17 protein-coding genes and 1 pseudogene are annotated in these 15,325 nt (G+C 61.2%); 7 read left to right on the top strand and 11 right to left on the bottom strand.

Translation table 11 applies throughout. The features are described 5' to 3' along the window. Positions 1–8 precede the first annotated feature (8 nt). Positions 9–1,076, bottom strand: a complete 1,068-nt coding sequence (locus QF629_03755) for a spermidine/putrescine ABC transporter substrate-binding protein (protein ID MDP6012652.1) — start codon at positions 1,074–1,076, stop codon at positions 9–11. A 344-nt stretch (positions 1,077–1,420) separates the two neighbouring features. Between QF629_03755 and QF629_03760 the strand changes: the two genes are divergently transcribed. After that, on the top strand, positions 1,421–2,449 hold the full coding sequence (locus QF629_03760) for an SMP-30/gluconolactonase/LRE family protein (GenBank protein ID MDP6012653.1): 1,029 nt from the start codon (positions 1,421–1,423) through the stop codon (positions 2,447–2,449). 135 nt (positions 2,450–2,584) lie between these two features. Here QF629_03760 and QF629_03765 read toward each other — a convergent pair whose 3' ends face one another. Beyond that, positions 2,585–3,013, bottom strand: coding sequence for a DUF1489 family protein (locus QF629_03765; protein MDP6012654.1), 429 nt, complete (start codon positions 3,011–3,013; stop codon positions 2,585–2,587). 107 nt (positions 3,014–3,120) lie between these two features. Between QF629_03765 and QF629_03770 the strand changes: the two genes are divergently transcribed. Continuing rightward, positions 3,121–4,032 (top strand): dihydrodipicolinate synthase family protein, encoded by a 912-nt coding sequence (locus QF629_03770; protein ID MDP6012655.1) that lies wholly within the window; start codon positions 3,121–3,123, stop codon positions 4,030–4,032. Between the two features lie 147 nt (positions 4,033–4,179). Here QF629_03770 and QF629_03775 read toward each other — a convergent pair whose 3' ends face one another. The 7 genes from QF629_03775 to QF629_03805 form a co-directional block, all read right to left on the bottom strand. Further along, entirely contained in the window at positions 4,180–5,028 is an 849-nt protein-coding gene (locus QF629_03775) for a class I SAM-dependent methyltransferase (GenBank protein ID MDP6012656.1), read from the bottom strand. A 30-nt stretch (positions 5,029–5,058) separates the two neighbouring features. Continuing rightward, the gene (gene pqqE, locus QF629_03780) at positions 5,059–6,186 is read right to left on the bottom strand and encodes a pyrroloquinoline quinone biosynthesis protein PqqE (GenBank protein MDP6012657.1); all 1,128 of its coding nucleotides are present in this window, start codon (positions 6,184–6,186) and stop codon (positions 5,059–5,061) included. Continuing rightward, positions 6,183–6,470, bottom strand: coding sequence for a pyrroloquinoline quinone biosynthesis peptide chaperone PqqD (gene pqqD, locus QF629_03785; protein ID MDP6012658.1), 288 nt, complete (start codon positions 6,468–6,470; stop codon positions 6,183–6,185). The genes pqqE and pqqD overlap by 4 nt, the downstream gene beginning before the upstream one ends. 3 nt (positions 6,471–6,473) lie before the next feature. After that, a complete protein-coding gene (gene pqqC / locus QF629_03790) occupies positions 6,474–7,199 on the bottom strand; it encodes a pyrroloquinoline-quinone synthase PqqC (protein MDP6012659.1) in 726 nt (241 codons plus the stop codon). A gap of 71 nt (positions 7,200–7,270) precedes the next feature. Then, positions 7,271–8,197 carry a pyrroloquinoline quinone biosynthesis protein PqqB gene (pqqB, locus tag QF629_03795; GenBank protein ID MDP6012660.1) on the bottom strand — a complete coding sequence of 309 codons (927 nt, stop codon included), beginning with the start codon at positions 8,195–8,197 and terminating at the stop codon, positions 7,271–7,273. A gap of 404 nt (positions 8,198–8,601) precedes the next feature. Continuing rightward, on the bottom strand, positions 8,602–9,555 hold the full coding sequence (locus QF629_03800) for a hypothetical protein (protein MDP6012661.1): 954 nt from the start codon (positions 9,553–9,555) through the stop codon (positions 8,602–8,604). Between the two features lie 83 nt (positions 9,556–9,638). Next, positions 9,639–10,910 carry a nucleotide sugar dehydrogenase gene (locus QF629_03805; GenBank protein ID MDP6012662.1) on the bottom strand — a complete coding sequence of 424 codons (1,272 nt, stop codon included), beginning with the start codon at positions 10,908–10,910 and terminating at the stop codon, positions 9,639–9,641. 86 nt (positions 10,911–10,996) lie between these two features. Between QF629_03805 and QF629_03810 the strand changes: the two genes are divergently transcribed. The 3 genes and pseudogenes from QF629_03810 to QF629_03820 all read left to right on the top strand — a co-directional run bounded on the left by QF629_03810 (position 10,997) and on the right by QF629_03820 (position 12,318). Continuing rightward, positions 10,997–11,524: an adenine phosphoribosyltransferase gene (locus QF629_03810; GenBank protein MDP6012663.1), complete on the top strand. Its 528-nt coding sequence runs from the start codon at positions 10,997–10,999 to the stop codon at positions 11,522–11,524. Further along, the gene (locus QF629_03815) at positions 11,517–11,771 is read left to right on the top strand and encodes a sugar nucleotide-binding protein (protein ID MDP6012664.1); all 255 of its coding nucleotides are present in this window, start codon (positions 11,517–11,519) and stop codon (positions 11,769–11,771) included. Before QF629_03810 ends, QF629_03815 begins: the two co-directional genes overlap by 8 nt. A 118-nt stretch (positions 11,772–11,889) precedes the next feature. Beyond that, positions 11,890–12,318: pseudogene (locus tag QF629_03820) on the top strand (sugar nucleotide-binding protein). Here QF629_03820 and QF629_03825 read toward each other — a convergent pair. After that, positions 12,315–13,991, bottom strand: a complete 1,677-nt coding sequence (locus QF629_03825) for a glutamine--tRNA ligase/YqeY domain fusion protein (GenBank protein MDP6012665.1) — start codon at positions 13,989–13,991, stop codon at positions 12,315–12,317. The pseudogene QF629_03820 and the gene QF629_03825 sit on opposite strands and share 4 nt — an antisense overlap. A gap of 60 nt (positions 13,992–14,051) precedes the next feature. Here QF629_03825 and QF629_03830 point away from each other — a divergent pair, with 60 nt between their 5' ends. Further along, positions 14,052–14,225 carry a hypothetical protein gene (locus QF629_03830; GenBank protein MDP6012666.1) on the top strand — a complete coding sequence of 58 codons (174 nt, stop codon included), beginning with the start codon at positions 14,052–14,054 and terminating at the stop codon, positions 14,223–14,225. A 22-nt stretch (positions 14,226–14,247) separates the two neighbouring features. After that, entirely contained in the window at positions 14,248–14,829 is a 582-nt protein-coding gene (locus QF629_03835; protein MDP6012667.1) for a carboxymuconolactone decarboxylase family protein, read from the top strand. Between the two features lie 204 nt (positions 14,830–15,033). On the opposite strand, the gene QF629_03840 is transcribed toward QF629_03835, so the two are convergent. Then, a complete protein-coding gene (locus tag QF629_03840) occupies positions 15,034–15,303 on the bottom strand; it encodes a hypothetical protein (protein ID MDP6012668.1) in 270 nt (89 codons plus the stop codon). Positions 15,304–15,325: the final 22 nt, after the last annotated feature.

A 15,325-nucleotide genomic window follows, 5' to 3' on the forward strand; every position in this document is an offset into this window, starting at 1 on the left:
CGGGCGTGTCAGGCGGCCTGGATCACGGTCCAGGCCTCATCGTAGAGGCGCGCCGCATCGCCTACATCGATGAGCGTTTCGCTGGTGGCGATGACCTCCGCCGGTGGATAGATTGCTGGATTATCGCGATCAGCCACATCGATCAGCGCCTTAGCCGCCAGATTTGGTGTCGGATAGCGCGTGATCCTAGCGATTTCCGCATTCACCGCCGGATCGTAGATGTGATTGATGAAGGCATGGGCATTCTCAAGATGCGGCGCGCCCTTGGGGATGGCCAGCGTATCCATCCAGACACTGCCGCCCTGGCTCGGGATGACGTAGTCGAGGTCCGGGTCTTCCTGCATGACCTGGACGATATCGCCAGACCATTCGACGGCCAAGTCGACGTCACCGGCGAGCAGCATGTCCTGGCCCGAATCCGGCGCAAAGGTCTTGATGCGCGGCTTGGCCGCAATGATGACATCGCGCGCAGCGGCGATCTGAGCCGCGTCGATACTGTTCATGCTGTAGCCAAGATATTTGAGCGCCATGCCCAGCATCGCCCGCGGGTCGTCGAGCAGCGCAATGCGCCCAGCATAAGCATCCGACTCGAACACCGTCGCCCAGCTGTCGGGCCGGGGACCCGCCGACTTGCGATAGCCAATCCCCATTGTGCCCCAGAGATAGGGCACGGCAAAACGGTTGCCGGGATTAAAGGCCGGATCGGAGAAATTAGGATCGGGATCGAGATGGCGTAGGTTAGGCAGCTGCGCATGGTCAAGCGGCACTAGCATGTCGAGCGCGATCATCGACTCGATCATGTAATCGCTCGGCACGATGACGTCATAGCCCGGGTTTCCGGCCTGTAACTTGGCGAACAGCTCCTCGTTCGAGGCGAAGAGGTCGTATTGCACCGAAACACCGGTCGCGGCCGCAAAAGTTTCGAGCGTCGTCGCGCCAATATAGGTATCCCAATTGTAGACGTTGAGCCGAGCTTCCTCGGCCTGTGCGCGCCAGGGTAGCAGCGTGACACCTAGCGCCGCCCCAGCGCCTGCCAGAAGCTGCCGCCGGCTCGAAATAGCCTGCCCAAAACTCATAACGTTCATCCTCCCTGATCGATGGCGCGTTTATGCCATTGCCGTGACACGCCAGCAATCATTGCGCGCTCACCGAGCTGACCTTGCCGGCCGATCCGGCGTCACCCAGCAATATCGTGGACTATAATGCACTGCATCCTGCGCGAGACACGTTCTTGGCCAGGATCACTCGTGGGTGCTAGCCCTGCTTCCCAAAAGTCTGGATCGGCCCTAGTCTAGTTGGAAACTAGGCGCAATGCTCGTGCACCATTCTGCTGGCCAGTGAATCAAATTGGGAGGAACACATGTCAACAGTCCGGGTTGCTCGTCTCGCCCTTGTGGCGACGATGGGGCTAAGCTTGGCGGTGACCACCGCCGAAGCACAGATGTTTTACGAAGGTGTGGATTCCGGTTTCCCGGCGCCGAGCGGCGATACGAGCGTGTTGCCCGTCGGCTCGAAGCTGATGCGCCTTTGGGATGGCGGTTGCGCTCTTACCGAGGGGGTCGCTGCCGGGCATGACGGCTACATGTATTTCAGCGATATCACCTTCACCAAGTTTTGCAAGGATCCCACCAACACCTACCTTCAGGCCGGCAATATCTGGCGATACGATCCCCGGTCTGGCAATACAACCATCTACCGTTCACCGTCTGGCATGTCGAACGGAATCAAATTCGATACCGACGGCAACATGATCGCCGCACTAGGGGCGGATTACGGTGGGCGCATGCTGATCAAGACTGAAATGGCCACCGGCCGGACTTTTATCCTGAGCGGCCTGTTCCGAGGCCGGCCCTACAACGCCTTGAACGACATCACCATCGATGAGCAGGGCCGCATCTATTTCAGCGACCCCCGCTATCTGGGCCATGAGCCGGTCGAGCAGCCGGGCTTCGCGATCTATCGCCTGGACACTGACGGCTCGGTCCATCGAATCGTGACCGCTGCCGGCAAGACCAATGGCGTCCTTGTGTCGCCCGATCAGAAGACCTTTTACGTGGTCAGCAACGACAACGGTTTTCTGGGCTTCATGCAACTAGACGAAGGCGAGGGGACCCTGAAGGGGCACCATCTGCTCCAGGCGTTCGATCTTGCCGCCGACGGCACCGTCAGCAACCGGCGGGTCCTGATCGATTATGCACCCGACAGCGGCCCAGACGGGCTAGTCGCCGATATCGACGGCAATATCTATGTTGCCGAACGCTCCGAGAGCCGGCCGGGCATCGCGGTCCGTACGGTAACTGGCAAGGAACTGGCCTTTATTTCGACCGGCCAGGAAATGCCGACCAATGTTGGGTTCGGCCGGGGCGCCGAAGCGGATGTTCTGTACGTGACGTCCGGCAAGAGCCTCTACAAGATCAAGATGGCCAAGAAGGGCTACGAACTACCGTAGCCGCTCAGGGTACGGATTTCGCCGTTCGCGGGGTCAGTGCGATATACCGTGCCGGCCCCGCCGGACCGGCGAAAGTTGACAAGCGGGCAATCAGTCCATCCTTCCAAAAGCCCTTGGTCTAGAGCCTAGCACGTTTCAGAGCAGACCGAGTTCTCTCAGCTCCTCAGCCATTTCGACTGGCATGGCAGCTGCCTCCGCCGCGGCACCCGGACTCAGGTCGGCGGGCACGTCCTCAGGCTCAAAATAGCGCCAACCCTGCATCGGCCGCCTCGGCTGCAATACCGTCTCGATCAAATCGGCATCGAGGATGATGGCGCAGCGCTTGCCTGTGCCCTCCGCCTTCAGGCAATCTAGCGAAGTGATGCGTTGGCGCACGCGAACCTGGCCCCTGATGATCCAATAGAGCGAGCCGCCGTCGAGAATTTGCGCTGCGCGACGGGGAAAATTGCGTGTCCAGTGGGCGAGCCGCGCCGGCTGTCCGGCAGCCTCGAGCCGGCCTAGGCGCTCACCCTGGCGCTCCCGCAACTGGGCTACACTGTTGATGCCAACGCACATTTTGAGCATATGCAAAGCCATAGTTTCAGTATTAGCGCGATTCGCTCTTTGCCAAGGACGATTGAAATCGCATGTCGTTGCAGTAGTCTCCACCCGCCTGTTACAAGAGATCAGACATGATCGAGACCACACTGTTTTCCGGCGTCCTGCCGCCAGTACTCACGCCGTTCGATGCCGACTTAGCGCCCGACGCGGCCCGCTTTGTCGGCCATTGCCGCTGGCTCCTGGAACAGGGCGCGACGGGTCTTGCGCCCTTTGGCACCACCGGTGAAGGCAATTCGCTCTCAGTCGACGAACGCTTGCGTCTGCTCGAAGCAGCTGTCAGTGGCGGTATCGACGCGGCGCTGATGATGCCGGGCACTGGCTGCACGGCGCTCCCCGACAGCGTGCGGCTGACCCGCGGCGCTGTCGAGACGGGCTGTGGCGGCGTGCTCATGCTACCACCGTTCTATTACAAGGGCGTGAGTGACGACGCGCTGTTTCGCTCTTTCGCCGAGGTCATCGAGCAGGTCGGTGACGCGCGCCTCAAGATCTATCTGTACCATATCCCGCCGCAGGCCCAGATCGGCTTTTCACTCGCCCTCATCGAGCGACTCCTCAAGGCCTATCCGGACACCGTGGTAGGGCTCAAGGACAGCTCGGGCGACTGGTTGAACACCAAGGCCATTATCGACGCCTTCCCAGACTTAGCGACGTTCTCGGGCTCCGAAACCTTCCTGCTCGACAATCTGCGTACCGGCGGCGTCGGTTGCATCACTGCGAGCGGCAATGTGAATGTCGCCGCCATCCGTGCGCTCTGTGAGCATTGGCAAGACGATGGCGCCGACGAACGCCAAGCGACGATCACCAAGACGCGCGAAGCCATCCAGGCCTATCCAATGATCCCTGCCCTCAAGACCATCATTGCCAAGCATCGCGAGGATGCCGCTTGGACCCGCACCCGCCCGCCACTCCTCGACCTGCCGGAAGAGACCGCACAAGCACTGTTGGCAGACCTACGTAGCCAGAATTTCGCGATAGCCGGCTAACCTATCATCTGATGACGTCAGGGAGGCCGAGGCCCGCAAGAAGGAGGTTATCCGAGTGCTCCAAGAGGGCACCCTCAGCTTCACTCTACAGGACGACTGGAACAACCAGCCAATAGAGCTCAACGCCACCCGCACCGTCGCCAAGGATTAAGCCCGTACACCCCTGCCAATCCGTACATGCGCCTTAATGCGGTAGCGGTCGCTAACAAGAAACGCAGCGAAGGCCTCTTCAACGCGGGCGTCGAGTGCTACGCGGTCGGCGTCTGACAGCTTGGTCAAATCAGCGCCAAATGACATTTCCACATTGGCCTCCCAGAAGCGCGAACCGGCAGGCGGTGCCGCATCGAAAGCCAAATCCTGCTCGGTGACGTCAGCCAAGCCACCGCCACGCATCATATCCGCCAGCATGTCCGGCGAGGCGAAGCGAAACTGGGCCAAGTCCGAATCCGGTGCCAGCCCGAGAAAGTCCCGCACCTCGCGCTGGATAACGGCGAACAGCGTGGTATTCTCGAGTGGCCCCCAAACCATCCAGGCAGTGTGCCCGCCCGGCACTAGCACGCGACACGTCTCGCGCATGGCCCGCATGGGATCCGGCGCGAACATGATGCCGAAACGGCAAGTGACACGGTCGAAGCTCGCGTCGTCGAAGGGCAAGGCCTCCATATCGGCAATACGCGTCTCGAGCTGGCCCAGCCCCGCCTCGGCGGCACGGCGCGTGGTGCCGGCCAGCATCTCCTCGACCATATCGGTGGCAACGACACGCCCCTCCTCACCGACCGTGCGCGCAATGGTCAACGCTGGCTCGCCGGTGCCAGAGGCAAGATCGAGCACGTGCATGCCCGGGCCTATACCCGCCGCCTCGACCAAAGGCTCGTTGAAGCGATGTGCCATGCGCTCGATCTGGCTGGCCCAGCGATTCCATGCCGGCGCGCGCAGCTTCCAGTTCTGCCGCACCTCGTCCTTGTCGAGTGGCGTTATGTTCCGCTCCCGCCTCATCCACTGCCGCACAAGCGCAGCCGCCTTGCATCATCCGCCATAGCGGCGATAGATGAAGTCTGGTGACTCGCCACCAACGGCGGCAAGCGGTTCGTCAAGCACAGCGCGATCGGGAGACAATGCGCAGGTAGGGTCGGTGACGGCAGCGTTACCAGTCAGCATGTAGGCCTGACAGCGGCAACCGCCCCAGTCGATCTCCTTGCGATCGCAGCTCTGGCAGGGCTCCGGCATCCAGGCGCTACCACGGAAATGCTCGAAGGCTTCCGAGTTCTCCCAGATCCAGCCGAGCGGCTTCTGATGCACGGAGTCGAACTCGAGATCGGGAAGAACTTCGGCGGCATGGCAGGGCAGCACCTTGCCCGAGGGTGAGATATTGATGAACTGCCGCCCCCAGCCACCCATGCACGACTTCGGCCGCTGGGCGTAATAGTCCGGCACCACGAAGTCGAAAGCGAGCACACCCTTGAGGCGCTCGCGTGCTTCCCCGACAATCTCCACAGCCTTATCGAGCTGCTTTCGGGTCGGCAGGAAGGCGATGCGGTTACGGAAGGCCCAAGCATAGTACTGCACCTGCGCCACCTCGATGCGCTCGGCGTCGAGGTCGACCGCCATCTGGATCATCTCCTCCAGATGGTGCAGGTTATGCCGGTGCATCACCGCATTAACGGTGAGCGGCATCCCGGCTTCGCGCACCCAGCGCGCGACCTGCTGCTTCTTCTCATGGGCACCGTCGTAACCGGCCACCCAGTCGCCAACCTCAGACGTGGTATCCTGGAAGCTGATCTGCACATGATCGAGCCCAAGCTCGGCAAAGCACTGCACGCGCGCCTTATTGAGCAGCACGCCGGACGTGATCAGGTTGCTGTACAGTCCGAGCTTTGCGGCGTGCTCTATGAGTTCCTCGAGATCCTTGCGCACCGTCGGCTCACCGCCTGAGTAATGGACGTGCAGGACGCCCATGTCCACCGCCTCGTCCATCACCCGCTTCCACTCCTCGGTGGTTAGCTCTCCCGAGGCCCGCTCGAGATCGATCGGGTTAGTACAATAGGGGCATTGCAGCGGACAGCGATGGCTAAGCTCCATCAGAACCGCATAGGGCACTACCTTGTTCGGCGTGGCCTCTGTGGACACCGCCGTCTGTCCTGCCACTTCGCTCATATCACCACGAATCCCTTATCCGCCAGATCCTGCAGCATGGCCGTCGCATCTTCGGCGATGACCTCTCGCGGGGCATCGAACTTTTCCGTCAAGGCGTCGACAACCTGCGTCAGCGTGCGTACGCCGTCGCACAGAGAGACCACCTCGTGGGCAATCTCATCAAGCTCGAATACCCGCTCAGGCGCCAAGATGATCCACTTGTCGCGCGGCTTGTCGAAGCGCAGCTTGGCGTGTCGCGGCAGCTTCGGCACAGACCCCTCATCCAGGGTCAACCGCTCGCTCATGTCCTACCCGCTCGGTGCGGGCACGAAAGCACCCGGTGGGATCATCCCCGGCTCGACATAGGCTAGGTAGAGGGCATCGAGCTGGGCCCAGAGCACATCGGTCTTGAAGCGGACAGCGTTCAATACCGCCTCCTGCTGCTCGCGCGTTTTGGCATTGCGTATTACATAGTCTTGGCCGAATTCGGAGTCGCGCGGCGCCTCGCCGAGGCGCTTCTGGAAGTAGGCCAACGCGTATTCGTCCGCCCAGTCGTAATGCTTCGACAACCCAGCAATACGCTCGCGGTGGATCGACGGCGCGAATAGCTCGGTTAGCGAGGAGGCCACGGCTTCGAGTTCGCTGCGCCTGCCGACATATTCCACATAGGCATCAACCGCAAAGCGCGTGCCCGGTAGGATGCCGACGGTTGAGAGCACATAGTCCTCGTCAAGCCCCAGGCGTTCGGTGAGCTGCAGGTAGCGGCGGATGCCGCCGGTCTCGACGTCAACGCCGTCGTGATCAAGCACACGCGAGCGCCAAGTGCGACGCAACTCGGCGCTCGGCAAACGCGCCATCAGGGTCAAGTCCTTGAGCGGGATACAGGCCTGGTAATAGTAGCGGTTCAGCGCCCATGCTTGCACTTGTCCAAAATCGAGCTCGCCACCGTGCAGCATTTTATGAAACGGATGCAGGTTGTGATAGCGCTCCCGCCCGATCTGTTTCATCGCCTCAGCAAAATCGTCCGAACTCATCAGTTCATCGTGATCGACGTCCAGATTATACCAGTGCGTCGGCTTGACGTCGGCGACTATCGGGGCAGCAGTCATAGGGTAATCTCCATGCCGTCGTGGGATACCTCCCAACCCGCCGCCAGAACCTCGGCCCGCTGCGGGCTGTCGTCGAGCAGAATGGGGTTGGTGGTATTGATGTGGATAAAAATCTTGCGCTTCACGTCGAGGTCGGCAAAAGCGGCGATGGTACCTTGCGGCCCGGAGACGCTCATATGGCCCATGCGGTCACCGGTCTTGGCGCCGACACCATCGCGAATCATCTCATCGTCAACCCACAGGGTACCATCGAAAAGCACCAAGGGCGCGCCGCGCAGGCGTTCAGCAAGCTCAGGCGGCATGGAGGCGCAGCCCGGAACATAGAAGGCACGGGTCGCGCCCTCGGCATCGCGAATCTCCAGCGCGATGGTGTCCTCCGCCACCGAGCCAAAATTCGCTTGGCTCGCATCCTCGAGCCATAGCGCGATCTTGCCCGGCACCGAGAACGGCACCACAGTAACGCCAGACTCGGCACCACCCGGGCAGATCAGCGCGTTGGGCTGGTCCATGGTCAGCATCTCGCGCGCCACGAATTGCGGGTTGAGAATGTTAAAAATCTTATTCGCGGCCAGCACCCCGAGCACGCGCTGGGTGGCGTAGACACGCAGCGGGTGGGATTCGCGCAGCGTAATCAGGCCGGCTGTGTGATCAACATCGGCATTGGTCAACACCACACCCTGGATGGGGCTGTGGCGCAGACCGTCGCTCGGATGCATGACATCGTTGTGCAGAATCTGCGCCCGCAGATCCGGCGACGCATTGCAGAGAAACCAGCGCTTGCCGTCGGCGCTTACCGCGATCGAGGACTGGGTGCGCTGCTGCGCGGCCGCATCCCCTTCGCGGGCGCGTCGACTATTTGGGTGATTGCAGTTCCACTGTGGAAATCCTCCGCCGGCGGCGGAGCCGAGGACGCGTATTTGCATCGCGATTCCTTATGACCGTTGGTGACGGCCGTGCCGCCGACGGAGGATCATCACAAAAGTCCCTTGCGACCCGGCTTAGAGGTCCGCGCAGGCGTAGCAGTTGATCTCGAGACCAACAGCAATCTCACGAACCACTGGTGTACTCCACATGGTCATACCCTCCACTTTAATCTAGGGTTTCTCACAAGCTCACCCGTGTATCGAGCGAGCCGGGGCAAGATAGGCGAGGGCTTAGGTAGACGTAAGCTATAAGGCGGATCGCGATTCCCTATAACCCGGCTTTGCCGGCACCATCTCGGCCGGCTACTCGCGCCGCAAATCCTGGTCCACGTGCCCTACACAGCCCGGGCATGACCCCGGCCAATCGCCCCGCTGACGCTAGCTGGGCGATACGCACCGAGAATTCAGAAATCACCTTCGATCCGGTGCCCGTCAGGATAGATCCATACTGCCTTTCCTACGGGTTTACCGGCTTCGTATGAAACTTCGAACCTGGTGCCGTCCTGGTAGGTCAAGACACCGGCACCGGCTTTAAGGTCGTCCTCAAAGCTACCTTCAAAACGGTCGCCATTCGTATAAACAATGACGCCCGCCCCTTGGCGCTTGTCGGCAGCATATTCGCCCTCGTAGCGCACTCCGTCGGCCTGCGTGAACGTACCTTTGCCGTGCCGCTTGCCCTCAACGAACATGCCGGCATAGGTATCGCCATTGGCGGCAGTGAAGCTGCCCTGTCCGTGCCGGTGACCGTCCGAAAACTCACCGTCGTAGACATGTCCGTTAGCATAGGTCAGACGGCCGCGGCCATGCATCTCACCGCCGCGGAAGGCGCCGACGTACCGGTCGCCGCCGGGAAAACGCAACTCGCCGTCGCCCTCGCGGCGGCCGCCGACGAATTCGCCTTCATAGACGGCGCCAGAGGTAAATATCAGGCGACCGCGGCCGCTCATCTCACCGTTCGCGAAGTTGCCTTTGTATTCACTGCCGTTACCGAACCAGAAATTGCCGTCACCGTGACGCTGGCCATCAACGAAGCTGCCCTCGTAGCGGTCACCATTGGGATAAACGAAACTGCCGACGCCCGTGATTTTGTCCTCAAAGAAGGCACCCTCGTAGATGCCGCCTTTAGCATAGGTGATTTTGCCTTGACCGTGCATGCGTCCGTTCTTCAACTCGCCGTCGTAAACGCTGCCAGTCGGGAAAGTGATCTTGCCCTGTGTCAAGGTGTCCGGCGACACCGTCGCCGACTCCTGAGCCGAAACCGCACTGACATCGAACGACAACACCAAAAGAGTGCCTGCGCTGATTGCCCGCAATACGGCTGTTACGGATTTTCCCGTCCCTGTCCACACGATGATCACCGCTTCGTCCTCCCTTACTTCTGTGCCAGTCTTGTGGGGCGCATATTCCCTGCCAGATGTCCTAGCCTTATACCAAGCTGACGTCACAGACGCCAACGCGTGATCGATGGCGAGAACTTTCGCCTACGCCAAGTGCCCCGTACGTCGGCGACCAAACCTGGCTCAGCCAACAGCGACTCGATCATCTCCGTACCCCAAGCAGCATAGTCGCTGTGCCCAACCGTCAGCACAATCGCCCCATAACGTCCGCTGGGTTGCGCCACAAGCTGAAAGCCGTACACCGCACGCACTTCGTCAGGGTCGGCACGCGGATCATGAAGGTCAACTGTCAGGCCAAAATTTACTAGCTCGCGCACCACGCCCGCGCTTCCGGAATTACGGATATCGGGAACGTTCTCCTTAAAAGTGATACCAAGAACCAGCACCCGTGGTGCCAGCCCTCCGCCATGCACCCGCCGCGCGACCTCGCCCCCGACATGCCGGCCCATGCTGTCGTTGATGCGGCGGCCGGCGAGCACCACTTCGGGGTGGTAGCCGTGGCGCCCGGCGGCATAGGTCAGGTAATAAGGATCGACACCGATGCAGTGGCCGCCAACCAGACCAGGGCGGAAATCGAGAAAGTTCCACTTGGTCGACGCCGCCTCCAGCACCGCTTCCGTGTCGAGGCCGAGCCGGCTAAAGATCAAGGCAAGCTCGTTGACGAAGGCGATGTTGATGTCACGTTGCGCGTTCTCGATGACCTTGGCCGCCTCGGCGGTGCGAATGTCGGCGGCCTCGAAGACCGGGCTGATAGCACCGTATAGCTCGGCCAGCGCCGCTGTCGTCTCGGGCCCCTGCCCCGCCACGACCTTGACGATGTTGCCGAGCCCACGCTCCGGATCGCCGGGATTGATGCGTTCGGGCGAGTAGCCGAGATGAAAGTCTCGTCCCGCAGCGAGTCCCGAGCCGCGTTCGAGAATCGGCCCGCAAATTTCTTCGACGACGCCCGGATAAACCGTCGATTCGAGTACCACGACCGCGCCCTGCCGCATCACCTTAGCCACCGCCTCACAGGCGACCTCGACCGCCGCCAGGTCCGGCATATTGGCGGTATCGACCGGCGTTGGCACGGTAATCAGATAGGCGTCGTACCCAGACACGGCCTCGAGCGTGTCGACGAATGTCACACCGACCTCCGCCAGGGTGCGGTCGTCGATCTCGCCGCAGCGATCGTGCCCGGCGCGCAATTCGATCAGGCGGCGGTTATCGTGGTCGTAACCGGCGACCGTGCGGCCAGCCTCAGCCAAAGCGACTGCCAGCGGCAGGCCAACATAGCCAAGCCCGATGACGGCAACGCGTTCTAGTGGGTTCGCCAAGGGAGAAATCCAGAATGCGATAACTGAAGCTACTATTGTAGACTGTACGGCGCCAGCAACAAGCCCGGCGAACACCGGAGAGAACTATGCCCTTCAAGAGCCTTATCCGCACCATCCCCGATTACCCGAAGGCGGGAATCATGTTTCGAGATATTACTACGCTGCTCGGTGATGCGCAGGGCTTTCGTACCGCCGTGAATACCTTGGTCAACCGCTATACGGGCAACAACATCGACAAGGTCGCTGGCATCGAGGCGCGTGGCTTTATTCTCGGCGCGCCGTTGGCGCATCAGCTGGGAGTCGGCTTTGTTCCCGTGCGCAAGCAGGGCAAGCTTCCCGGCGATACCATCGGGCATCACTATGATCTGGAATACGGCACCGATACGGTCGAGATGCATACCGACGCCATCGCCAAAGACGAGCGGGTGCTGCTGGTCGACGATCTGATCGCGACCGGAGGCACGGCCGAGGCCGCAGCAAACTTGATAGCCAAGTCGGGCGGCACGATCGTGGAATGCTGCTTCATTGTCGATCTGCCCGATGTCGGCGGTCGCGCGCGCCTGGAAGAGCTTGGTCACACCGTGCACGCGCTCTGCGAATACGAGGGTGACTGACCTCGTCGTCTTCGGCGCCGACGGCCAAGTCGGCCGCGCCCTGTGCGAGGCAGCTGACGCTAACGTCGCGGGTTACGATCGCAAGGCCACAGCAGACATCACAAATGCAGAGAGCGTCACGCGTACGGTGGCTGGCACCGGCACAGTGGTCAACGCTGCCGCCTTCACCAATGTCGATGGCGCGGAAAACATCGCGCGCGCCTGCGCCAAGACGGACAAGCCGCTCATCCACATCTCGATAAACTAGGTGTTTGATGGATCGATCGAGCGTGCCTACCGCCAGGACGACCCGACCGGGCCGCTCTCGGCATCTACGGACGATCTAAGCTCGCCGGCGAGCGGAGCGTTGCGAGCGCGCCGTTATCCTGCGTACCGCCTGGGTCTATGCCACGACCGGAAGCAATTTCGTGCGCACCATGTTGTGCTTGGCGAACGAACGCGACTCGCTCCGCGTCGTCGACGACCAGCGCAACTCGCCGACCTAGGCACACGATATCGCGGTGGCCATCCTCGCTATTGCAGCCGACGGCGTTACCAAACCCGGCGTCTTTCACTTTTGCAGCAGCGGCACGACGACGTGGCATGGATTCGCGCACCCCATATTCGATCTAGCCGGCGAGCGCAGCGTGCCCCGCGTCGGTGAGCTTAGTCCGATCCCCAGCAGAGAGTATCCGACTCCGGCGCCACGCCCCGCCAACTCAGCGCTAGACTGCAGCCGTATTGCCAAGGCCTACGGCATCACCGCCCCACCCTGGCGGAAGAGCCCAACCCGTTGCCTAGACGAGCTGCGCTAACGGCTTTTGGCAGCGATCTTGGCCCAAGTGTCACGTAGCGCAACAGTACGGTTAAACACGAGTGCCTCGAGCGTGCCGTCGGGATCGGGGCAGAAGTAGCCCGTGCGCTCAAATTGCACCACCTCGCCAACCACCAACGCTGCCAGGCTGGGCTCAAGCTTGCAGTCGTGCAGCACTTCCAGTGAGGCCGGGTCTATAGCTTCGTCCGAGCTCGGATCGGGCTCGGTAAAAAGTGGGCCGTATAGCCGCACCTCTGCGCTCAGGGCGTGGGCCACGGAAACCCAGTGGATAGTTCCTCTTACCTTGCGACCGTCGGGCGCATTGCCACCGCGGGTCTCAGGATCGTAGGTGCAACGCAGCTCGACAACCGTGCCGTCAGCGTCCTTCACAACCTCCTCGCACGTGATAAAATAGGCGAAGCGCAGGCGCACCTCTCCGCCAGGCTTTAGGCGGTGAAATTTGCGCGGTGGATCCTCCATGAAATCTTCACGCTCGACATAGATCTCGCGACCGAAGGGCAACTGGCGCGTGCCGGTGCCCGCATCTCCCGGATTGTTGACAGCCTCGAGTATCTCGCTCCCGCCTTCGGGATAGTTCTCGATCACCACCTTGAGCGGGCGCAACACGGCGAAGCGGCGCTCGGCCACCACATTGAGATATTCGCGAGCGCAATGGTCGAGCGCCCCCAGCTCCACCGTACTGTCGCGCTTGGCGACGCCAATGCGAGCCGCGAAGTCGCGAATCGCAGCGGGCGGGAAGCCACGCCGGCGCATGCCAACCAGCGTTGGCATGCGGGGATCGTCCCAACCTTGTACCAACCTATCGCGCACCAGCGAGATTAGCTTGCGCTTGGACAGCACCGTATGGCCGAGATTGAGGCGAGCGAACTCATATTGTTGTGGCCGCGCAGGAACCGACAGGTTCTGTAGCAGCCAATCGTACAGTGGCCGGTGATCCTCGAATTCGAGGGTACAGATGGAGTGGCTGATGCCTTCAATCGCATCCGACTGACCGTGGGCGAAATCGTATGTGGGATAGATGCACCAGTCGTTGCCGGTGCGCGGGTGCTCAACGTGGAGGATGCGATAGAGCACCGGGTCGCGCAGGTTTATATTACCCGCCGCCATATCGATGCGTGCCCGCAGCACCCGCGCGCCGTCGCCAAACTCGCCGGCGCGCATGCGGCGGAACAGGTTGAGGTTCTCTTCTGGGCTGCGATCGCGATGGGGGCTGTCCGTGCCAGACTCGGTTAGCGTGCCGCGCGCCTCGCGGATCTCGTCAGCCGACTGATCGTCGACATAGGCCTTACCGGCGTCGATGAGCTGTTCGGCCCAATCGTAGAGCTGGGCGAAATAGTCGGAAGCGAAATAGCGGTGCTCACCCCAGTCGAAGCCGAGCCAGCGCACATCAGCCTCAATGGCCTCGATGTATTCCTGTTCCTCCTTGACCGGGTTGGTGTCGTCAAAGCGCAGGTGGCAACGCCCGCCCAAGGCCTCCGCAATGCCGAAGTTGAGGCAGATCGACTTGGCGTGCCCGATATGCAGATAGCCGTTGGGCTCCGGCGGGAAGCGGGTGACCACAGCTGCGACGCGACCCGATTGCAAGTCGGCGCGCACGATATCCCTGATAAAATCGCTGCGGTCGTCGGTCGCATCCGCGGGCTGGTCGATCATAGCGGACCTCTTCTGCCAGAAAACCCGGCCCGCGCCAAGGGAAGGGAAGGGAGACACGATATGCACCTCCGCATTCTACTGCTGAAAAATATAGAAGCGCCCGACCCGCTCGCCACGGTGGATGCCGCCTTTGGCCGGATCGGACACGAGCTTTTCGCCACAGCCAAAGCTCTAACCTTCCTGATCATAACTTCCTTGATCTCCTATGACCCTGTCATGATGCCACGAGCGTGAATTCGAGACACGAGGCATGGACATGGCACGCATACGCGACATCGAGCAGCACGAAGTTCCCGAAGCTCTGCGGGACTTATATGACCGGGTGCCGAGCGAGGTCGGCCCGTTCCTAAGTCAGGTCAAGGCGTTCGCCCACCGACCACCGATCCTCAAGCACATGATGGGCATGATGCTGAGGCTAGCGAGCGAGCAGTGCGTGCCGAAGCGCTACCTCGAAATCGCCATGGTCACGGTCTCCAAGCTCAACGAATGCCGCTATTGCGTCGCCCATCACACGCCGCGTCTAGTGGACAGCGGATTGGGGCCAGAGACGGCCGCGAACATCCTTGAGCCCGGTTGCCCGGGGCTCGACAAGTTCGACCGCGTGGTACGCGACTATGCGGTCATGGTGACGAGTGATTCCAAGCACATTCCGGACACGCTCGTCACCGCCCTGCGCCAGCGGTTTGACGAGGCCCAACTCATGGAGCTGACCTTCCGCACGGCGCTCTGCGGCTTTTACAACCGCTTCAATGAAGCGCTACGCCTGGAGATCGAGGACGGCGTTATCGCTGACATGTTGGCTTGCGGTAGCCACCTTGAAGACCTGCCTGACACCTAAAACCCCTCGCCCTGCATCATGTAGCCCATCTGGGTCGCAGCCTGGGCCAGGCAGCCTTCGCCCGAGCCTCAACTGATCGTGCCGTCGAAATTAGCATCGCAGCCGTTCACGACGTGGACCAACAAATCACTGACGCGTCTAGCCATGATGTTAGTGTGCTTCGGGTTGTCATTCATCATCACCTGTGCGGCAAAGTGCATGACCTCACCCGACCAGGTGACGACATCGCGCGCGCTCGGCGTACGCCTTGACATCATCGGATGCATCATCAGCCCCGGTGGCATAGATGATATGGGCCGCGGCGCCTATGGTAGCATAGATCAGCTCGTAACCGAGCTCGGGTTCGCGAGCGACGGAGTTCGGATCGACCGCATATATGACATGGTTGATATAGGCATGGGCCTCCTGCGTCTGAGCGGCCACTGCCGGCAGGGCCATCATCAGCGCGCCGAGCAGAAAAATAACTATCCGCATGATCCCCGCCTCCAGTTAGGTG

This window comes from Alphaproteobacteria bacterium (genome assembly GCA_030739735.1).
Taxonomy (GTDB): domain Bacteria; phylum Pseudomonadota; class Alphaproteobacteria; order UBA7887; family UBA7887; genus UBA7887.